Source organism: Rhizocola hellebori (assembly GCF_016862955.1).
GTDB classification, from domain to species: Bacteria; Actinomycetota; Actinomycetes; order Mycobacteriales; family Micromonosporaceae; genus Rhizocola; species Rhizocola hellebori.
This window is the reverse complement of the sequence record NZ_BONY01000103.1, coordinates 1-14,573: the sequence shown is the minus strand read 5'-3', so window position 1 is coordinate 14,573 and position 14,573 is coordinate 1. Positions and strand designations below refer to the sequence as shown.

Annotated in this window: 15 protein-coding genes; 7 read left to right on the top strand and 8 right to left on the bottom strand. The window is 64.8% G+C overall.

Annotation, left to right across the window (positions count from 1 at the left end):
- Position 1: 1 nt before the first annotated feature.
- The 5 genes from Rhe02_RS43570 to Rhe02_RS43550 all read right to left on the bottom strand — a co-directional run bounded on the left by Rhe02_RS43570 (position 2) and on the right by Rhe02_RS43550 (position 5,431).
- On the bottom strand, positions 2 to 4,048 hold the full coding sequence (locus tag Rhe02_RS43570; protein WP_203914412.1) for a trypsin-like peptidase domain-containing protein: 4,047 nt from the start codon (positions 4,046 to 4,048) through the stop codon (positions 2 to 4).
- Between the two features lie 40 nt (positions 4,049 to 4,088).
- Positions 4,089 to 4,403 carry a CU044_2847 family protein gene (locus Rhe02_RS43565; protein ID WP_203914411.1) on the bottom strand — a complete coding sequence of 105 codons (315 nt, stop codon included), beginning with the start codon at positions 4,401 to 4,403 and terminating at the stop codon, positions 4,089 to 4,091.
- A gap of 112 nt (positions 4,404 to 4,515) precedes the next feature.
- Positions 4,516 to 4,731 (bottom strand): hypothetical protein, encoded by a 216-nt coding sequence (locus Rhe02_RS43560; protein WP_203914410.1) that lies wholly within the window; start codon positions 4,729 to 4,731, stop codon positions 4,516 to 4,518.
- A 35-nt stretch (positions 4,732 to 4,766) separates the two neighbouring features.
- Positions 4,767 to 5,207 carry a hypothetical protein gene (locus Rhe02_RS43555; protein WP_203914409.1) on the bottom strand — a complete coding sequence of 147 codons (441 nt, stop codon included), beginning with the start codon at positions 5,205 to 5,207 and terminating at the stop codon, positions 4,767 to 4,769.
- 11 nt (positions 5,208 to 5,218) lie between these two features.
- Positions 5,219 to 5,431 (bottom strand): hypothetical protein, encoded by a 213-nt coding sequence (locus tag Rhe02_RS43550; protein WP_203914408.1) that lies wholly within the window; start codon positions 5,429 to 5,431, stop codon positions 5,219 to 5,221.
- A 223-nt stretch (positions 5,432 to 5,654) separates the two neighbouring features.
- On the opposite strand from Rhe02_RS43550, the gene Rhe02_RS43545 reads away from it, so the two are divergent.
- From Rhe02_RS43545 to Rhe02_RS43525, 5 genes are all read left to right on the top strand, one after another.
- On the top strand, positions 5,655 to 5,870 hold the full coding sequence (locus Rhe02_RS43545) for a hypothetical protein (protein WP_203914407.1): 216 nt from the start codon (positions 5,655 to 5,657) through the stop codon (positions 5,868 to 5,870).
- A gap of 85 nt (positions 5,871 to 5,955) precedes the next feature.
- Positions 5,956 to 6,840 carry a helix-turn-helix domain-containing protein gene (locus Rhe02_RS43540; RefSeq protein ID WP_203914406.1) on the top strand — a complete coding sequence of 295 codons (885 nt, stop codon included), beginning with the start codon at positions 5,956 to 5,958 and terminating at the stop codon, positions 6,838 to 6,840.
- A complete protein-coding gene (locus Rhe02_RS43535; protein WP_203914405.1) occupies positions 6,833 to 7,033 on the top strand; it encodes a DUF397 domain-containing protein in 201 nt (66 codons plus the stop codon). Before Rhe02_RS43540 ends, Rhe02_RS43535 begins: the two co-directional genes overlap by 8 nt.
- Before the next feature lie 62 nt (positions 7,034 to 7,095).
- A complete protein-coding gene (locus Rhe02_RS43530; protein WP_203914404.1) occupies positions 7,096 to 7,374 on the top strand; it encodes a hypothetical protein in 279 nt (92 codons plus the stop codon).
- Positions 7,371 to 8,009, top strand: coding sequence for a DNA-3-methyladenine glycosylase (locus Rhe02_RS43525; RefSeq protein WP_203914403.1), 639 nt, complete (start codon positions 7,371 to 7,373; stop codon positions 8,007 to 8,009). Before Rhe02_RS43530 ends, Rhe02_RS43525 begins: the two co-directional genes overlap by 4 nt.
- Here Rhe02_RS43525 and Rhe02_RS43520 read toward each other — a convergent pair.
- On the bottom strand, positions 7,981 to 8,748 hold the full coding sequence (locus tag Rhe02_RS43520) for a TetR/AcrR family transcriptional regulator (RefSeq protein ID WP_239124432.1): 768 nt from the start codon (positions 8,746 to 8,748) through the stop codon (positions 7,981 to 7,983). The genes Rhe02_RS43525 and Rhe02_RS43520 overlap by 29 nt on opposite strands.
- Before the next feature lie 25 nt (positions 8,749 to 8,773).
- Between Rhe02_RS43520 and Rhe02_RS43515 the strand changes: the two genes are divergently transcribed.
- Positions 8,774 to 10,081: a hypothetical protein gene (locus Rhe02_RS43515; protein WP_203914401.1), complete on the top strand. Its 1,308-nt coding sequence runs from the start codon at positions 8,774 to 8,776 to the stop codon at positions 10,079 to 10,081.
- A gap of 441 nt (positions 10,082 to 10,522) precedes the next feature.
- On the opposite strand, the gene Rhe02_RS43510 is transcribed toward Rhe02_RS43515, so the two are convergent.
- Together Rhe02_RS43510 and Rhe02_RS43505 are read right to left on the bottom strand one after the other, a co-directional pair.
- Positions 10,523 to 11,749 carry a DUF1501 domain-containing protein gene (locus Rhe02_RS43510; protein ID WP_203914400.1) on the bottom strand — a complete coding sequence of 409 codons (1,227 nt, stop codon included), beginning with the start codon at positions 11,747 to 11,749 and terminating at the stop codon, positions 10,523 to 10,525.
- Positions 11,750 to 11,761: 12 nt separating this feature from the next.
- Positions 11,762 to 13,015 (bottom strand): DUF1800 domain-containing protein, encoded by a 1,254-nt coding sequence (locus Rhe02_RS43505; protein ID WP_203914399.1) that lies wholly within the window; start codon positions 13,013 to 13,015, stop codon positions 11,762 to 11,764.
- A gap of 66 nt (positions 13,016 to 13,081) precedes the next feature.
- Between Rhe02_RS43505 and tyrS the strand changes: the two genes are divergently transcribed.
- Entirely contained in the window at positions 13,082 to 14,335 is a 1,254-nt protein-coding gene (gene tyrS, locus Rhe02_RS43500) for a tyrosine--tRNA ligase (protein ID WP_203914398.1), read from the top strand.
- Positions 14,336 to 14,573: the final 238 nt, after the last annotated feature.

Here is a 14,573-nt window from a genome sequence, read left to right as displayed (position 1 = left end):
GCTAGATCTGCAGTCGTATTGACAGCAGACCCGAGCTGAGTGCAACGGTGACCTGATCTCCTATCCAGGCAAGGCCATAGCCCTGATTGTGTAAGGGAATCGTGGTATGGGACCCGGTTTCCGGGTCCCATAGCCGCATTGTCCGGTCGGTGCTTGCGGAGGCGAGCAGGGTGCGGCCTTGCAACACGACCGGGCACACCGCTAATACCGGACCGGTATGGCCTTCCAGCGTGCGTTGCTGTTGGCCTGTTTCCGGGTCCCATAGCCGTATGGTCCGGTCGTCGCTTGCGGAGGCGAGCAGGGTGTGGCTTTGCACGACCACCGGGCACACCGTCCGCACCCTGTCGGTGTGGCCCCTCAGGGTTCGTCGCTGTTGCCCTGTTTCTAGGTCCCATAGCCGCACAGTCCCGTCGTCGCTTGCGGAGGCGAGCAGGGTGTGGCCTTGCACCACTACCGGGCACACAGTCCGCACCCAGCCGGTGTGGCCTTCCAAGGTGCGTTCCTGTTGCTGTGTCTCTGGGTCCCACAGCCGCACAGTTCCTTCGTTGCCTGCGGAGGCGAGCAGGGTGTGGCCTTGCACCACCACCGAGCATACGGCCCACACCGGGCCCACGCGGTGCTTCATGGGGATTGATGCTCGTCTGATCCAAGGGAAGGCGGACTTTCGTCGATACTCACGTCCGGTTTCTGGGTCCCATAACCGTACTGTCCCGTCGCCGCTTGCGGAGGCGAGTAGGGTGTGGCCTTGCACCACCACCGGACACACCGCCGATACCCAGCTGGTGTGGCCGTCCAGCGTGCGTTGCTGTTGGCCTGTTTCAGGATCCCATAGTCGCACGGTCCGGTCGTCGCTTGCCGAGGCGAGCAGGGTGTGGCCACGTACCACGATCGTGGAGACTCCCAAAACCGTGTTCGTGTGGCCCCCGGGGATGCGTTGCTGTTGGCCAGTTTCGGGATCCCATAGTCGCACGGTCCGGTCGTCGCTTGCGGAGGCGAGCAAAGTGCGGCCTTGCACGACCACTGGGCACACCGTCCGCACCCAATTGGTGTGGCCCCTCAGGATGCGTTGCTGTTGCCCTGTTTCCGGGTTCCATAACCGTACCGTCCCGTCTTCGCTTGCGGAGGCGAGCAGGGTGCGGCCTTGCAATACCACTGGGCACACCGCCAACACCGTGCCGGTGTGGCCCTCCAACAAGCGTTGCTGCCGCCCTGTTTCCGGGTCCCATAACCGTACTGTTCCGTCGTTGCCCGCGGACGCGAGCAGGGTGCGGTCCTGCACCACGATAGGGCACACCGCCAACACCCAGCTGGTGTGGCCGTCCAAGATGCGTTGCTGTTGCCCTGTTTCCGGGTCCCACAACCGCACTGTCCCGTCGTCGCTTGCGGAGGCGAGCAGCGTGTGGCCTTGCACCATTACCGGGCACACCGTCCGCACCCAGCCGGTGTGGCCGCTCAGGATGCGTTGCTGTTGCCCTGTTTCCGGGTCCCACAACCGCACTGTCCCGTCGCTGCCTGCGGAAGCGAGCAGGGTGCGCTCCTGCACCACCACTGGGCACACCGCCAACGTCCTGCGGGTGTGGCCCTCCAGGATGCGTTGCTGCTGTCCTGTTTCCGGGTCCCATAGCCGCACCGTGTGGTCGTCGCTTGCGGAGGCGAGCAGGGTGCGGCCTCGCACCATCACCGGGCACACCGCTAATGCCGGACCGGTGTGGCCTTCCAGGATGCGTTGCTGCTGCCCTGTTTCTGGATCCCACAAACGCACTGTTCGGTCGCTACTTGCGGAGGCGAGTAGGTTGCGGCCCTGCACCATCACCGGGCACGCCGCCCGAACCCAGCCTGTGTGACCCTCTAGTATGGACCACTCCGTGCGGTGAGCCACCGCTGCCCACGTAGCCCGATATGGTGCTGGATGGTGAGGTGCAAAGCCGTCACCAAGTCCTTCTAACGCGGCGGTGACGCTGAAAAGTGCGGCGCGGTGGGATGGATCGGCGGTGAGCGCGGCGGGTGTTAGTCGCAAGAGCCGGACGCGGCTGCGTGCCGCTTCCGCCAGGTTGGCACCGGCGGCCAGCGGAAGCAAGCGAAGTAGGTCGGCACGCAGTAGGTAAGGGTCGTCGAGCAGTAACGAGTCGAGCATGCCCGCCCGGTAGGCATGCCAGGGCAATGAGCGCAATAGATACGGATCGGCCTGGGTCCAGCTGTTGGTGCTTCCCTCTGCCATCAACGCCGACGTAATGCGCCCTTCGTCGTCGGCTTGGCGGTGTTGCTTGGCGCGTCGGGTCAACAGAGTGTCGTTGAGGGCCTGGTGGAACAGTCGATACCGATGAGCTGTGCCCTCTGAGCTGGACTCGATCAAAAAGTTGGCGGCCGATGACTCGGCGAAAGCAGTCAATTGTGCGACGTCGACGTCGGCTCCCAACCCGGAGAGGACTGTGCGCCAAAGGGACGTGGTCAATCCTGGCGCTTCAGCGAATGCGAGGGCGGTCAACGCCAAGCTGGCCTGCGCCGAACCCACCGATGGCAAACGTCGCAGATAGGCGTCCAACGCTTCGGAAATATCGAGCGACACCAACGCTTCCAGAGCGACCGGGTTGATGTCGTACAGGCCATGCCGACGTGCTACCAGACCGGCGACCAGGAAGTTCCGCTGCGCCAACGCGGCGATCCGGGCAGCGACCGGAGCCGCAACTGTCCGATCGGCGTATGGGTTTCCCACGCGCTCGGCTCCGGTCAGCTGCAGGGTGGCAAGTGTGTAGGCAATGAGATCCTCAGCGGCGAAGAAGTGCTGAGTGTCAAGGTCGACGAGCTGATTGCCTGGCTCAAACATCGCCAGTAGGTCGCCACCGTCGTCATGTCGGCGTGACCCTACCACCACCTGCGCGCCCACCTCCGCGCAGATCCGCGCGACGGGCAGCACGATCTCGCTGATGATCAAGCGAGCCTGTTGCGCGTCGGTGGCCTCGTCCAGCGCGTCGATAACAATGTTGAACCGGACGGCTTCTGCTGCCGCCAAACGCCGGTACAACGCTGGCGCCAGCTCGTCCGGCTGGCTGGGCAGCCGGATTGCGGCTGCCCGTGCAACCTCCACCGCCACGTCGAGGGCTGTCTTGCCCTTGACATGCACCGCGCACGCTACCGATCCGGCCGTCGCCTTGACGTTGTCATCGCTTTCGGGCAGCGCCGCTCTCAGCTGCGCATCGGCCGTCGTCACCACCCGCCCGAGCACCGCCGATTTGCCGACACCCGGCGAGCCGGTCACCACCATCACCGACCGATCCGGGTTCGGCCGGTCCAGCCAATCCACGATGGCCGTCAACGCCGCGCGCCGCCCCTTGAATCGGAAGCCGCCTTCGGCGTCGACCGCGACCCCGCGAGCTCGCGGTCGCCAGTGGCGGACCGCCTCTACGTCCGACTCCAGCGACCAGCCCCACGCAGCCAGCGCAGACTCACCCGCCGCCTGTACCGACCACGCCGCAACACCGGCGAGCTTCTCGTGCGGCAGGTCCTGAATCGCCTGATGCAACGTCACCGCGACGGCGTCACCGTGATGATCTCCGCCAGCGTGAGCCTGCGCGATGAGGCCGACTATCGCCTCATAACGCGGCGACCACACCCCTGATCCGCTGAAACCTGGCTTGACCACGTGCCGGGATTCGGTGTCCAGCCGCATCCATCCATAGGACAGGGCCGCTCCCACCACTCCGTGGGCGTCGCTGCCCAGCGGCTGGCCGTGCGGAAAGCCGAAGGCCCACCATGGCTCATCCACGAGATCCGATGCGTGCGGTGACCGCAACGGTGCCGGCCTGACCTGCGGCGGGACCGGCTGCGCCAATTCGAGCACCGCGACATCGGTGCTCACGGGTCCCTCGGTAACTCGGACCACTTGGCGACGCAAGGACCGCGCTACCCCCGCCTTCGGAAAGGCGACCCACATCGGCGTCGTTGGCGAGTGTTTGGCCACGACATGGGCGCAAGTCAACACACGCCATGCATCGATCACCACGCCACCGCCTAGCGGCTGCTCATCGTCTTCGCTTTTGTGGATCGCCACCGTCCACGGATCCCAACGTGGACGCAATCCCACCACAAGGTCACCCCTGCGCCGAGGAACGCCCTGGCTGCCAGGACAACGTGACCTCGAAGTTGCCCTCTGTCGCTGCCTTGGCCACCACCCAGTTGGCGGTCCCGGTCACCTTCACCCCGAACCGGACCTCAACCCCATCGGGAGCCAGCGCCCGCACCTTGTCCAACACCACACGTGCCGCCGCGAGCGCTGGCTGCACAGCCTCGCTGACCTGTCCGGCCACCTCGGTAACACTGGCTGGCACAAGACCTTCCACCGGCTCGATCTCGATGGCCACCACACCGTCGTCGACTCCATAAGAAACCAACTGGGACCGCGACATCAAACCTCCACCCGATCGACCACGACAATCATCGATTCTCGCAAACCGGCACCAGCAACACCAAGAACCTCGAGGCTTAAACAAAGGATCCAATCGTCGGAGCGAGCGGACCTCAGGGCAAGCTCGATGTGGGCCGGGCTAGGTCCTCAACCAGTCGACGAATTGAAGTAAACGCGGGGGTCGCCTGCTCAGCACACACCTCGACGGTCGATTCTCTACCGCCCTCAACGCAGGCGACGACGGTCGCCGCCATGTTGGGTGCCAAGCTGGCGGCGAAGATAGCCTTGTCGCCATCGAAGCCGGTGATGAGCAGTTCGGCTACGTTCATGGTGCTCTCCAATAGCTAGAATTTGGATTGTGTGATCACAGCCGCACATGGCCACGGCCTTTGACCGGATAGCGGATCATGGCTTCCTGTACGCAGAAGTGTTCGTCGGACTCGGTGTTGGGCTCAAAGCCAAGGGGCGCATAGAAATTTGTTAGGCGCTCCACATCAGATCCCCAATGGCTCGATGGGCTAAGTTCCAGGGTGACGCGGGCGCAGTTTGCCCAAGCACACAGCTCAGTCATTACGCGACGGGCACGGCCGCGACCCGGGCAACGGGCCAACAACTCACAGATCGCCACGTACTCGCCACGAGCCAACAGCTTTAGCTGTACCTGGTGCAGCAGCCGTGCCCAATCCATGAAGTCGCAGAGAATCAGATCGCGGGTGATGCGGCCGAGTAACCCCCAAGTGCGGCAGCTGCAGGGCTGCTCGGCTACCGGATTGGAAACGACGAGCCGCAGCTTCGAAGCGGACATGATTTGCGCGCCTAGCTGAAGACTCGGACAAGAAGCTGATCTGCCTCGACATGAACGAAGGTGCCCGCCTTGGCGTTGCCCCCACGAACCAAGAGGCACTGAATCGTGCCGTCGTCGGCCCCAGCCACGATGCGCCCCACCGCATCCGAGTGAGCAAGCACGCTCAACGCCACGAGATCGCCTGGGCCAACGGGCTCGTCGGCGCGGGTGGTCCAGACACTCATCGCCACAGCCCAACGCCGAAGTCAAGCGGACGGCGCGCCAGCTCGAGTGAAGGACCTTCCGCACGAGACGGTTCCCGCGCCGCACGCCATCCCTTGTCCACCATGGTGTTTCGAATGAGCTGAACAACCATCGTTGAGTTGTTCCAAGCTGGAGCGTCATCCAGCTGGCGATGCCGGCCAACGACCGGCCCAGGGTGTTCGTCGATGACCAACTCTTGTCGTTGTGAAGTCACAGCGGTTGCTCCTTCCGTTTGCAGCGCAGGACTGCACCGTTCATCGAGTGCGTGATTGCTTCAATGCCAATGGCGATGGCCAGATTCGCCTTTGCTACGGCATGGCGACCGGCTTGTTCTTGGGAGATCCACAGATCGCCATGCCTGTACCAATGTTCTGGCAGGCCGATGCAAAATGCAACATTCCATCATGGAAAATCCATTGAAAGCATTGACTTTTCTTACCGAAACAATTAGATGTTGCGGGGAGAATCAAGCGAGTGTTTCAGGATGCAACGAAGGGAGCCGGCGATGGCTGAGGAGATCAATTCGACGGTGCCGCGTAGACAACTCGGCCGACTTCTCCGACAGTTGCGCACGGAGGCCGGTGTCACCCTCGATGCCTCAGCTACAGCGTTGGAATACAGCCGGCAGAAGATCTGGCGCATCGAGAGCGGCATGGGACCGGTCCGGGCACTGGATGTGAAGGCGATGTGCGACCTGTACGGCGTGGCCCCGGATATGACTGAAGTGGCCGTGGGCCTGGCAGCGGAGACCAAATCGCGCGGCTGGTGGCACGCCTACGGCGACGTCGTTCCGCAATGGTTCGAGTTGTTCGTCGGGCTGGAGGCCTCCGCCTCGCGCCTGCGCCTGTACGACGAGTCGCTCATACCGGGCCTGCTGCAGACGCGCGGGTACGCGCGGGCTGTCTACGAACAGCGCTCAGCAATGAGCGAGGACGACCGTGAGCGCGCGATTGACGTGCGGCTCCAGCGACAGACCCTCCTGACCCGCAGGCTGCCCCCACCGCCTCAAGTGGAAGCGATCGTGTCCGAGGCGGTGCTACGACGCACGATCGGAGATCGCGGGGCGATGATCGAGCAGCTGCACCAGCTCATCCAGGTAGCGAAGCTGCCCACTGTGTCTGTGCGCGTTCTGCCACTTGCCGCCGGTCCACACCGTGGTGCAGTTGCCGGCACCTTCTACATCCTGGACTTTCCGAGCAACGTCGGCCGGGCCTCCACTGAGCCGTCGACCGTCTACAGCGAGTCATTGACCGGAGCGATCTACCTCGACAAGCCCGACGAGCTTTCCGCGTATGAGGATGTCTGGTCTGGCCTGGATGTGCTCGCTCTCGATAAGGCAGAATCGAGGAACATGATCAACAAGATCGCAGGGGAGATCCACAATGAATGACCTGTCCCGCGCCGTCTGGCGCAAGAGCACCCGAAGCGGTGACAACGGCGGTGCCTGCGTGGAGGTTGCAGCGCTGCCCGATGCTGTTGCCGTCCGCGACTCCAAGGACCCGACCGGTCCGGCATTGATCTTTACCCCTGCCGAGTGGCGTGCCTTCATCGGTGGCGCCAAGGACGGCGAATTCGACATCTAGCCGTCCACATTGGAGCAGCCCAGCGCCTCGTCGATCTGGTGAACCGGCGGTAGGCTCTCGTCATGCGCAAGCGCATCGCAAGACGGGCGGGCACAGCGGTGATGCTGATCGCCGCCGCCACCCTCGTCACCGCCAGCCAGGCGACCACCGCTTACGCCAAGCCATGTACCGAGCTGTGGATGCAGGTGGGGATGGACGTCGAGCTGTCGATGATCGCGACTCTCGTGGGTGACGACTCGGGCCAAGGGATCCGCGGCTATTCAGTGCGGATGGAGACCACCCCGACAGCCAAGTTCGTCGTGGTCACCTTGACCCCTACTACCGGGGTCTGCGGGAGTTGAGCAAAGCGGACTACAAGTGGCTCGACCTGCCGGCCGAGCAGGTCGTCACGGTCGCGCGATCGCTGCTCGGCTGGCATCTCGTGGGCGATGGTGTCACGGTGCGGTTGACCGAAACCGAGGCCTACCTCGGCGGCGGGCGTGATTCGGCCAGCCATGCCGACCGGGGCCGGACCCCGCGCAACTCGGTGATGTTCGGCGAAGCAGGCGTGGCCTATGTCTATTACATATACGGCGCTCACTATTGTCTGAATGTCGTGTGTGGACAGCCCGGCGACGCGGCCGCGGTGCTGCTGCGGGCGGGGGAGGTCGTGGAAGGTGCTGACATCGCCCGCGAGCGCCGTCCCACGGCCCGCGCCGACCGGGACCTGGCGCGCGGGCCTGGATGCCTGGTCAGAGCGCTCGGGATCGGGCCTGAGATCTACGGGACTTCGCTCATCACCGGGCCGGTTCGGCTCGTTCCGCCAGCGCGCAAGGTCAAGGCTGGCCAGATCAGCGCAGGTCCACGGGTTGGCGTTTCCTCCGCGCACGACTATCCGTGGCGTTTCTGGCTCACCGATGACCCGACGGTGAGTTCATACAAACGCCACGTCCCCAAGCGGGCGCCCGTCAGCGGCCCTGCGCGCGCCGCGCGATAAGGGCTTCCACGCCGTCGAGCAGGCGCTGCAGCCCGAACTCGAAGCTGCGCTCCGGGTCGCCCGCGCCGTATTCCTGGCCGGCGGTGTTGCCGACCCGGCTCGCGACCGGGTACTTCGCCGGATCCCACACCTTCTCCAGCAGCGGCGCGTGCGCCTCCCACCACTGGTTGTCGGTCATGCCCGTGTGCTTCTCGGCTTGGGCCGCATAGATCGCGGCGCGTGCTGCCCCGTGCACATAATCGCCGATCATGCTCAGGAGCAGGTCCATATCGACGTCGGTCAGGCCGAGGCCTTCCACGACGCTGAGCTCCAGCTCGTACTTGGCGAGCAGGTTCGGGCCCAGGCCGGGCCGGGCGATGGCGATCTGGATGAGCCACGGGTGGCTCAGGTAAAGCCTGCGGTTGCGCCGTGCCACCGCCTCCAGCCGTTCACGCCAACCGCCCTGCGGGATCGGGCCGAGGGCCTCGCCGTAGACCGCGTCGAGCATCAGGTCGAGCAGCTCGCCCTTGCCCGGGACGTAGGTATAGAGGGACATCGCCGTGACGCCGCCGAGCTTTTCGGCGATGCGCCGCATCGAGACCGCTTCAAAACCTTCCGCGTCGGCCAGCTCGATCGCAGCCCGGGTGATCTGGTCAACTGTCAGCCGTGGCTTGGGCCCACGCTTGGGCTTGTCCTGCAATCCCCACAGCAGCGTCATGCTTCGGGTCGGATCGCCGGTGCCGCTGTACTCCGTAGCCACGCCTAATACGCTAGCGTGCCGTGGCATGCGTGCTGCCTCAGTAAGGCCCGGAATCGAGGGCTCGTTGATCGTGATTGGCCTGGTGCTTCTCACGGTCGCTCAGGATCAGCGGTTGGGTGCGGACGGGCTGGCGCGCTATGACGCGCTGCGGATGCTTCTGGAACAGGGGCAGCTGTCCGACACCATCTATTCCATGATCGGTCCGCTCTTCGCCGCGCCGGTATGGCTTTTCGGTGCGCTCGCCGGCGACGTGGACATCTGGTTGCGTCACTACAACGTGATCATCTTTGCGCTCGGCATCGGCGTCACCTACTGGTTGCTTCGCGACTTGATGGACCGTGACCTGCTGCGCCGCTTCCTTTTGCTGCTCGTGGCGGGCAGCATGATCGCGCCGAACGTGAACAACTTCTACGGCGAGACCTTCACCATGCTCGGTGTCGGCCTTGGCATCCTGGCCGTGCTGGCCCGGCACAGCGCCGTCGGCTGGAGCGCGATCGTGCTCGGCGCGGCCAACACCCCGGCTTCGCTGGTCGGGCTGGGATTCGTCTCGCTCGCCGAGACCGTGCACGCAAAACGCTTGCGCTATCTCATTCCGGCGGTCGTGGGCGGATTGCTTGTGCTGGCCGAGATCGGGCTGCGCCGCGGCTTCGACGCCGAGTACACCAACAATGTTCAAATCGCCAAAACGGTGATGCCTTACTCCGGATTGGATGGCTTCTCCTACCCATTTTTCTTTGGGGTACTGGCGATTCTCTTCTCCTTCGGAAAAGGCCTGGTTTTCTATCTGCCGGGCATCCTTCTCCCGGTACGCAAACGGCTTCGCGAAATCCACGACCCGGCCGGAATAGACCTGTATCGCGCCTACCTGCTGTGGATGCTTTTCCTGGGTGGGCTCGTCCTCGCCTACGCGACCTGGTGGAGCTGGTACGGCGGCGACTGGTGGGGCCCGCGTTTCTTCCTGCTCGGCATCCTGCCCGCGTCGCTGGCGCTGGCTGTCGCCATCGGCTACCGCAACGCGTCCCTGCTGGCGAACCTGGCCGCGCTGGCGATCCTCATCCTGTCCATCTGGATCGGCTTCGACAGCCTGATCCTGGGTGCTTATTGGCCCGGGACGTGTTTCGTCAACTACTACCAATACGCGTTCCTGTGCCACTTCACGCCGGAGTTCAGCTCGCTGTGGTACCCCTTCGTGGATAAGCCGACCCTAGCCTTCTGGCAGCTGGCCGTGCTCGTCTACTACGCCTTCGTGCTGCTCTGGCTAGCCGCCCCCCTGATCGAACGCATGGCCAAGCAGATCGCCGCGATCCGCATCCCCCGCAACTGGACCTTCTAACCAACCCCGCCCCCTGCTCTCACCGCGCCCAAACTTCCGCCGTGCCGCGCCGCGCGGCACGGCGCTCGCCGCTGGCACCGACCAGCGGGAGGTGTCCCCCTTCCGCGCACCTTTGCTCTGCAGCCATAGACGCACATTGACCATGAAATTGCGCCTATGGGTGCAGAGCAAAGGTGCGGCATAACGACACCCCACCTCCGCTTTCCCGGCCGCCCCGGGAGCGCGATGATCACCACCGAGCGGCGGTGCGGCGCGTGGCGTGGATTGCGGCGCGGGTGGGGGTGAGGGGTTGGGGAGCACGGGGCTGGCAGGGAAAGGCCGGCTAGGCCTGACCGGTGCGCGACGGGAGCAACGGGCGGTGAGCACAACGGGCCTGCGACAAAGAAAAGCACAAAGAAACCGCGGCCTGATGGACAGGCCGCGGTTTGGCAAGGGCGAAACTCAGAACACGCCTTTGAGGCGGCCCTTCCAGCCTTCGAGCATGCGACCCGCGTCTGACAGCAGGACGTGTTCTAGCAGGCTGGCGTAGATGTCGCGGAAATCGGTGGTGAACTTGACATCGCCATCGTCCAGTTTGGTCAGGTTGGGGGGCTCGCCGTGCAGGCCGCCCTTGACGCCGCCGCCGACCAGAATCACGTCGTGGGCTGCGCCGTGGTCGGTGCCTTGGGAGGCGTTGGCTTTGACCCGCCGACCGAACTCGGAGTAGATCGCCACCGTGGTCTTTTTGCCCTGCTCGGTGGCTGAGATGCGATCGATGAACGCGGTCACTGCCCGGTCGAGCATGCCCACTAGCGCCGAGTGTGGTGCTTTTTCGTCGGCGTGGGTGTCGAAACCGCCCAGGGACACCGAGAATGCCCGGGTCGCCACCTTGGCCTCGATGCATTGTGCGACGAGGTTGAGCTGGTTGGCCAGAGCGCTCTGCCCGCCTGTTCCGGTGGCGCGGGCCTGGCCGGTGACTTTGGCGCTGTCGTTGACGCCTTGGATGAAGGTGTCGACGTTGCGCAGGTCGGCGAAGCAGGACGCGGCTCGTGCCTGGAGCGACGACTCGCCCGCGGCCGGCTCGCCCAGGGCGGAGACGGTCTTGATGTTCAGTGTCTTGGGCAGCTTCACCCCGTTGCGCCCGACCACAGCGCCCGCGCTGAGCTCGCCGGCCAGCAGCGGCGGCAGGACGGACTCGAAGGAGAGCGCCAGGCGGGGGTCACCGCCGACGGTGTCGAGCCAGCGGCCCAGCCAGCCGGTGCCGGTGGGGCGAACCGGGTTGGCGGTGTGCCAGATGTCCATCGACCGGAAGTGGCTGCGGTCGGGCTTGGGGTAGCCCACCGCGTGCACGATGCCCAAGCGCTTCTCGTCGAAGAGCCGCTTGAATCCGGTCATCGCCGGGTTGAGCCCGATGGTCTCGGACAGCTTGAGCACTTCGTCGGCACCGTAGGACAGCTCCGGCCGCGCGGCCTGGTAGGCCTTGTCGGCGAACGGGATGACGGTGTTGAGGCCGTCGTTGCCGCCGTAAAGGGTCACCATCACCAGCGTGCCCGGCCCATCGGCGCCCGGTGCCTCGCCCGCGGTCTCCAGGATGTCCTGGATGCTGAACGAGGTCGCGCCCAGCGCCAGCGCACCAGCTCCGGTGACGCCGCTCGCGATGAGGAATTTGCGTCTGGTTACTGCATCCATAATCGCTACTCCTCAGTGCACGCAGTACTCGGGGCTGATCAGGCCCAGAGCCAGCAGTTTGCGGACGTCTTTGGCGGAACCGTTCAGAGCTTGCCGCGTGCGCTGCGTCCAGACATCGACCACCAGCAGGCGTCCGAGTGCGTCGACCCGGGTCTGCTCGGGGACCGCGCTGAGCCTGTCGATGATCACGGCCGGCGCTTTGGTGGCGAGGATCTCGGCCAGCCGGAGCCGCACCTGGACCGACGCGGTGGTCAACCAGGACGGCCCGTCGGGCCAGCCGCCCACGCTGGGCGGCCGGAAGACGATCTGGTCCATGTCCTCAAGGAGCTCGACGAGCTGCTTGCGGTCGGCGTCGTTGAACGTCGACGGGCGCAGGCCAAGCTGCCGCATGGCCCCGACCGCCCACTCGATGGGCTGTTTGACCAGCTGACCGCGGGTCGCCGGGAAGGCCGGGTCCTTCAGCAGCGCGCCGGTCAGCGCGTTGAGATCACGGTTGGCGCCGTAGGCGGCCGTCATCCGCTGCTCGGCGTCGGCCGGGATGGGCGCTCCCGATGCGAACCGGAACCACAGGCGCTGGGCAAGGAACTTCGCCGTCGCGGGCTGCTTCATCAGAATGTCGACGAAGCCGTCGGTGTCGAACTTGCCGGTCTGGCCGAGGATGGTCTTGTCGCCGCCGTCGAAGCGGCTCATCTCCAGCTTGACCGCGCCGTTGCCCTTGTTCGCCGTCCAGCCGGTCAGTGCCCGGGCGCCCTGCTGCACATCGGCCTCGGTGTAGTTGCCGATGCCGACGGTGAACAGCTCCATCAGCTCGCGCGCGAGGTTCTCGTTGGGCGCCTTCTTGGTGTTGCGCTGGCCGTCCAGCCAGAGGATCAGGGCCGGGTCGCGCACCATCGCCTTGACGAACGCCGCGAAGTCGCCCCTGCCGAGCTGGCGGAAGAGGTTCTGCTGTCCGAGCATCAACTGCGAGGTGTCGACCTTTTCGTAACTGGTCGCCCAATGGCCGTGCCAGAAGAAGACCAGTTTTTCTTGGTACTGGTGAGGGGTGGCCACCATGCGGTCGAGCCACCATTCGGTGAGGCGGAGGATCTGCACATCTTTGGCGCCGGTCAGGGCCGGCGGGCCAGGGGCTGTGTCAGGGGTTGGGGGGTTGATGAGACGTTCCGCGGTTGCCGCATATCCAGCCTTTTCGGCCTCATCTACCTCTTCGGCAGTGGGACCGAAAGTAGCTCTCCGCAGGAGATGAGCAACCTTCTCGCGTTCGGCCATAGACAAGGACAATAGGCGGGCTAAACCGGATGCGCGAGTGCAGGGGGTATAGGAGACAATCGGGTGGTGACCGACATTCTCGATGACCTGCATTGGCGTGGTCTGCTCAAAGACTCCACCGGATTGGACGATCTCCGAAAGGCCCTGGTATCCGGCCAGGTGACGTTCTATGTGGGCTTCGATCCGACCGCGGCGAGCATTCATATCGGTAACCTCGTCCAGGTTCTCACCGCTCGCCGATTGCAATTGGCCGGCCACAAACCGTTACTTCTTGTCGGGGGTGCCACCGGTCAAATCGGCGACCCGAAAGATAGCGGAGAGCGCACGCTCAATGACCCGTCCGTGGTGGCGGGTTGGGTCGAGCGGATCCGGCGGCAGGTCGAGCCGTTCTTCGACTTCGACGGCCCCAACGCGGCCACGATGGTCAACAACCTCGACTGGACGGGCCCGATGTCGGCCATCGAGTTCCTGCGCGACGTGGGCAAGCACTTCCCCGTCAACAGGATGCTCGCCAAAGACATCGTCAAGAACCGGCTGGAAAGCGGAATCAGCTTCACCGAGTTCTCCTACCAGCTCATCCAGGGCAACGACTTCTACGAGCTCAACCAGCGTCACGGCTGCGTGCTGCAGTTCGGCGGCTCGGATCAGTGGGGCAACATCACCTCGGGCGTCGACTACATCCGCCGCCGCGGGGCCGGCCCGGTCCACGCCTTCTGCACGCCGCTGGTCACCAAGGCCGACGGCACCAAGTTCGGCAAGACCGAGGGCGGCACGATCTGGCTCGACGGGGAGATGACGACGCCGTACGCGTTCTACCAGTTCTGGTTCAACGTCGACGACCGTGACGTGATCCCGTACCTGAAGTACTTCAGCCTGCGCTCGCGGGAGGAGATCGAGGAGCTGGAGCGGGAGACCGCCGAGCGTCCCTTCGCCCGCGCCGCGCAGAAGGCCCTCGCCGAGGAGCTGACCACTCTCCTGCACGGCAAGGACGAGACGCAACAGGTGATCACGGCCGCGCAGGCACTGTTCGGCCGGGGCGACCTCGCCGAGCTCGGGGTGTCCACGTTGCGGGCGGCACTGGCCGAAGCTGGGCTGCTTCAGGTGTCCGAGCTGCCATCATTGGCGTTGCTGCTCAAGGATTCCGGGCTGGCGTCCAGTTTGGGCGATGCCCGCCGCGCCGCCGCCGAAGGTGGGGTCTACGTCAACAACGAGCGGGTATCCAACGTGGACGATCCCGCTTCGCCGGGCGCGCTTCTGCACGGAAAACTGCTTGTGCTGCGCCGAGGTAAGAAGACCATCGCCGGCGTCGAGCTGGTGTGATGCGGGTCGCGGCCCCCCGATTTGCCGGGTGGGCCGCGGCCGCGTAATGTTCAACGAGCCGGTGAAAACCGGACACCTTTCTTCCCTTGATCACCTCCGCGAAAGCGGGACTGTGTCGTGGGTGCCCAGATGGGGACGAGTCGGGCTTATCCGGAACTTCGGATTTGACGGATTCGGCCTGGTCCGGTAAAGTTAGGAAGTTGCCCCACGGAGAGTTCGGTGGAAGCCGAAGTTTCCT

Excerpts from the sequence above, each read along its gene's own strand:
- Rhe02_RS43540 (WP_203914406.1), top strand. The coding sequence starts at position 5,956 with ATGGCTGAGGAGATCAATTCGACGGTGCCGCGTAGACAACTCGGCCGA.
- Rhe02_RS43535 (WP_203914405.1), top strand. The coding sequence starts at position 6,833 with ATGAATGACCTGTCCCGCGCCGTCTGGCGCAAGAGCACCCGAAGCGGT.
- Rhe02_RS43510 (WP_203914400.1), bottom strand. The coding sequence starts at position 11,749 with ATGGATGCAGTAACCAGACGCAAATTCCTCATCGCGAGCGGCGTCACC.
- Rhe02_RS43550 (WP_203914408.1), bottom strand. The coding sequence starts at position 5,431 with ATGAGTGTCTGGACCACCCGCGCCGACGAGCCCGTTGGCCCAGGCGAT.
- Rhe02_RS43505 (WP_203914399.1), bottom strand. The coding sequence starts at position 13,015 with ATGGCCGAACGCGAGAAGGTTGCTCATCTCCTGCGGAGAGCTACTTTC.
- Rhe02_RS43555 (WP_203914409.1), bottom strand. The coding sequence starts at position 5,207 with ATGTCCGCTTCGAAGCTGCGGCTCGTCGTTTCCAATCCGGTAGCCGAG.
- Rhe02_RS43560 (WP_203914410.1), bottom strand. The coding sequence starts at position 4,731 with ATGAACGTAGCCGAACTGCTCATCACCGGCTTCGATGGCGACAAGGCT.
- Rhe02_RS43530 (WP_203914404.1), top strand. The coding sequence starts at position 7,096 with ATGCGCAAGCGCATCGCAAGACGGGCGGGCACAGCGGTGATGCTGATC.
- Rhe02_RS43515 (WP_203914401.1), top strand. The coding sequence starts at position 8,774 with ATGCGTGCTGCCTCAGTAAGGCCCGGAATCGAGGGCTCGTTGATCGTG.
- Rhe02_RS43565 (WP_203914411.1), bottom strand. The coding sequence starts at position 4,403 with ATGTCGCGGTCCCAGTTGGTTTCTTATGGAGTCGACGACGGTGTGGTG.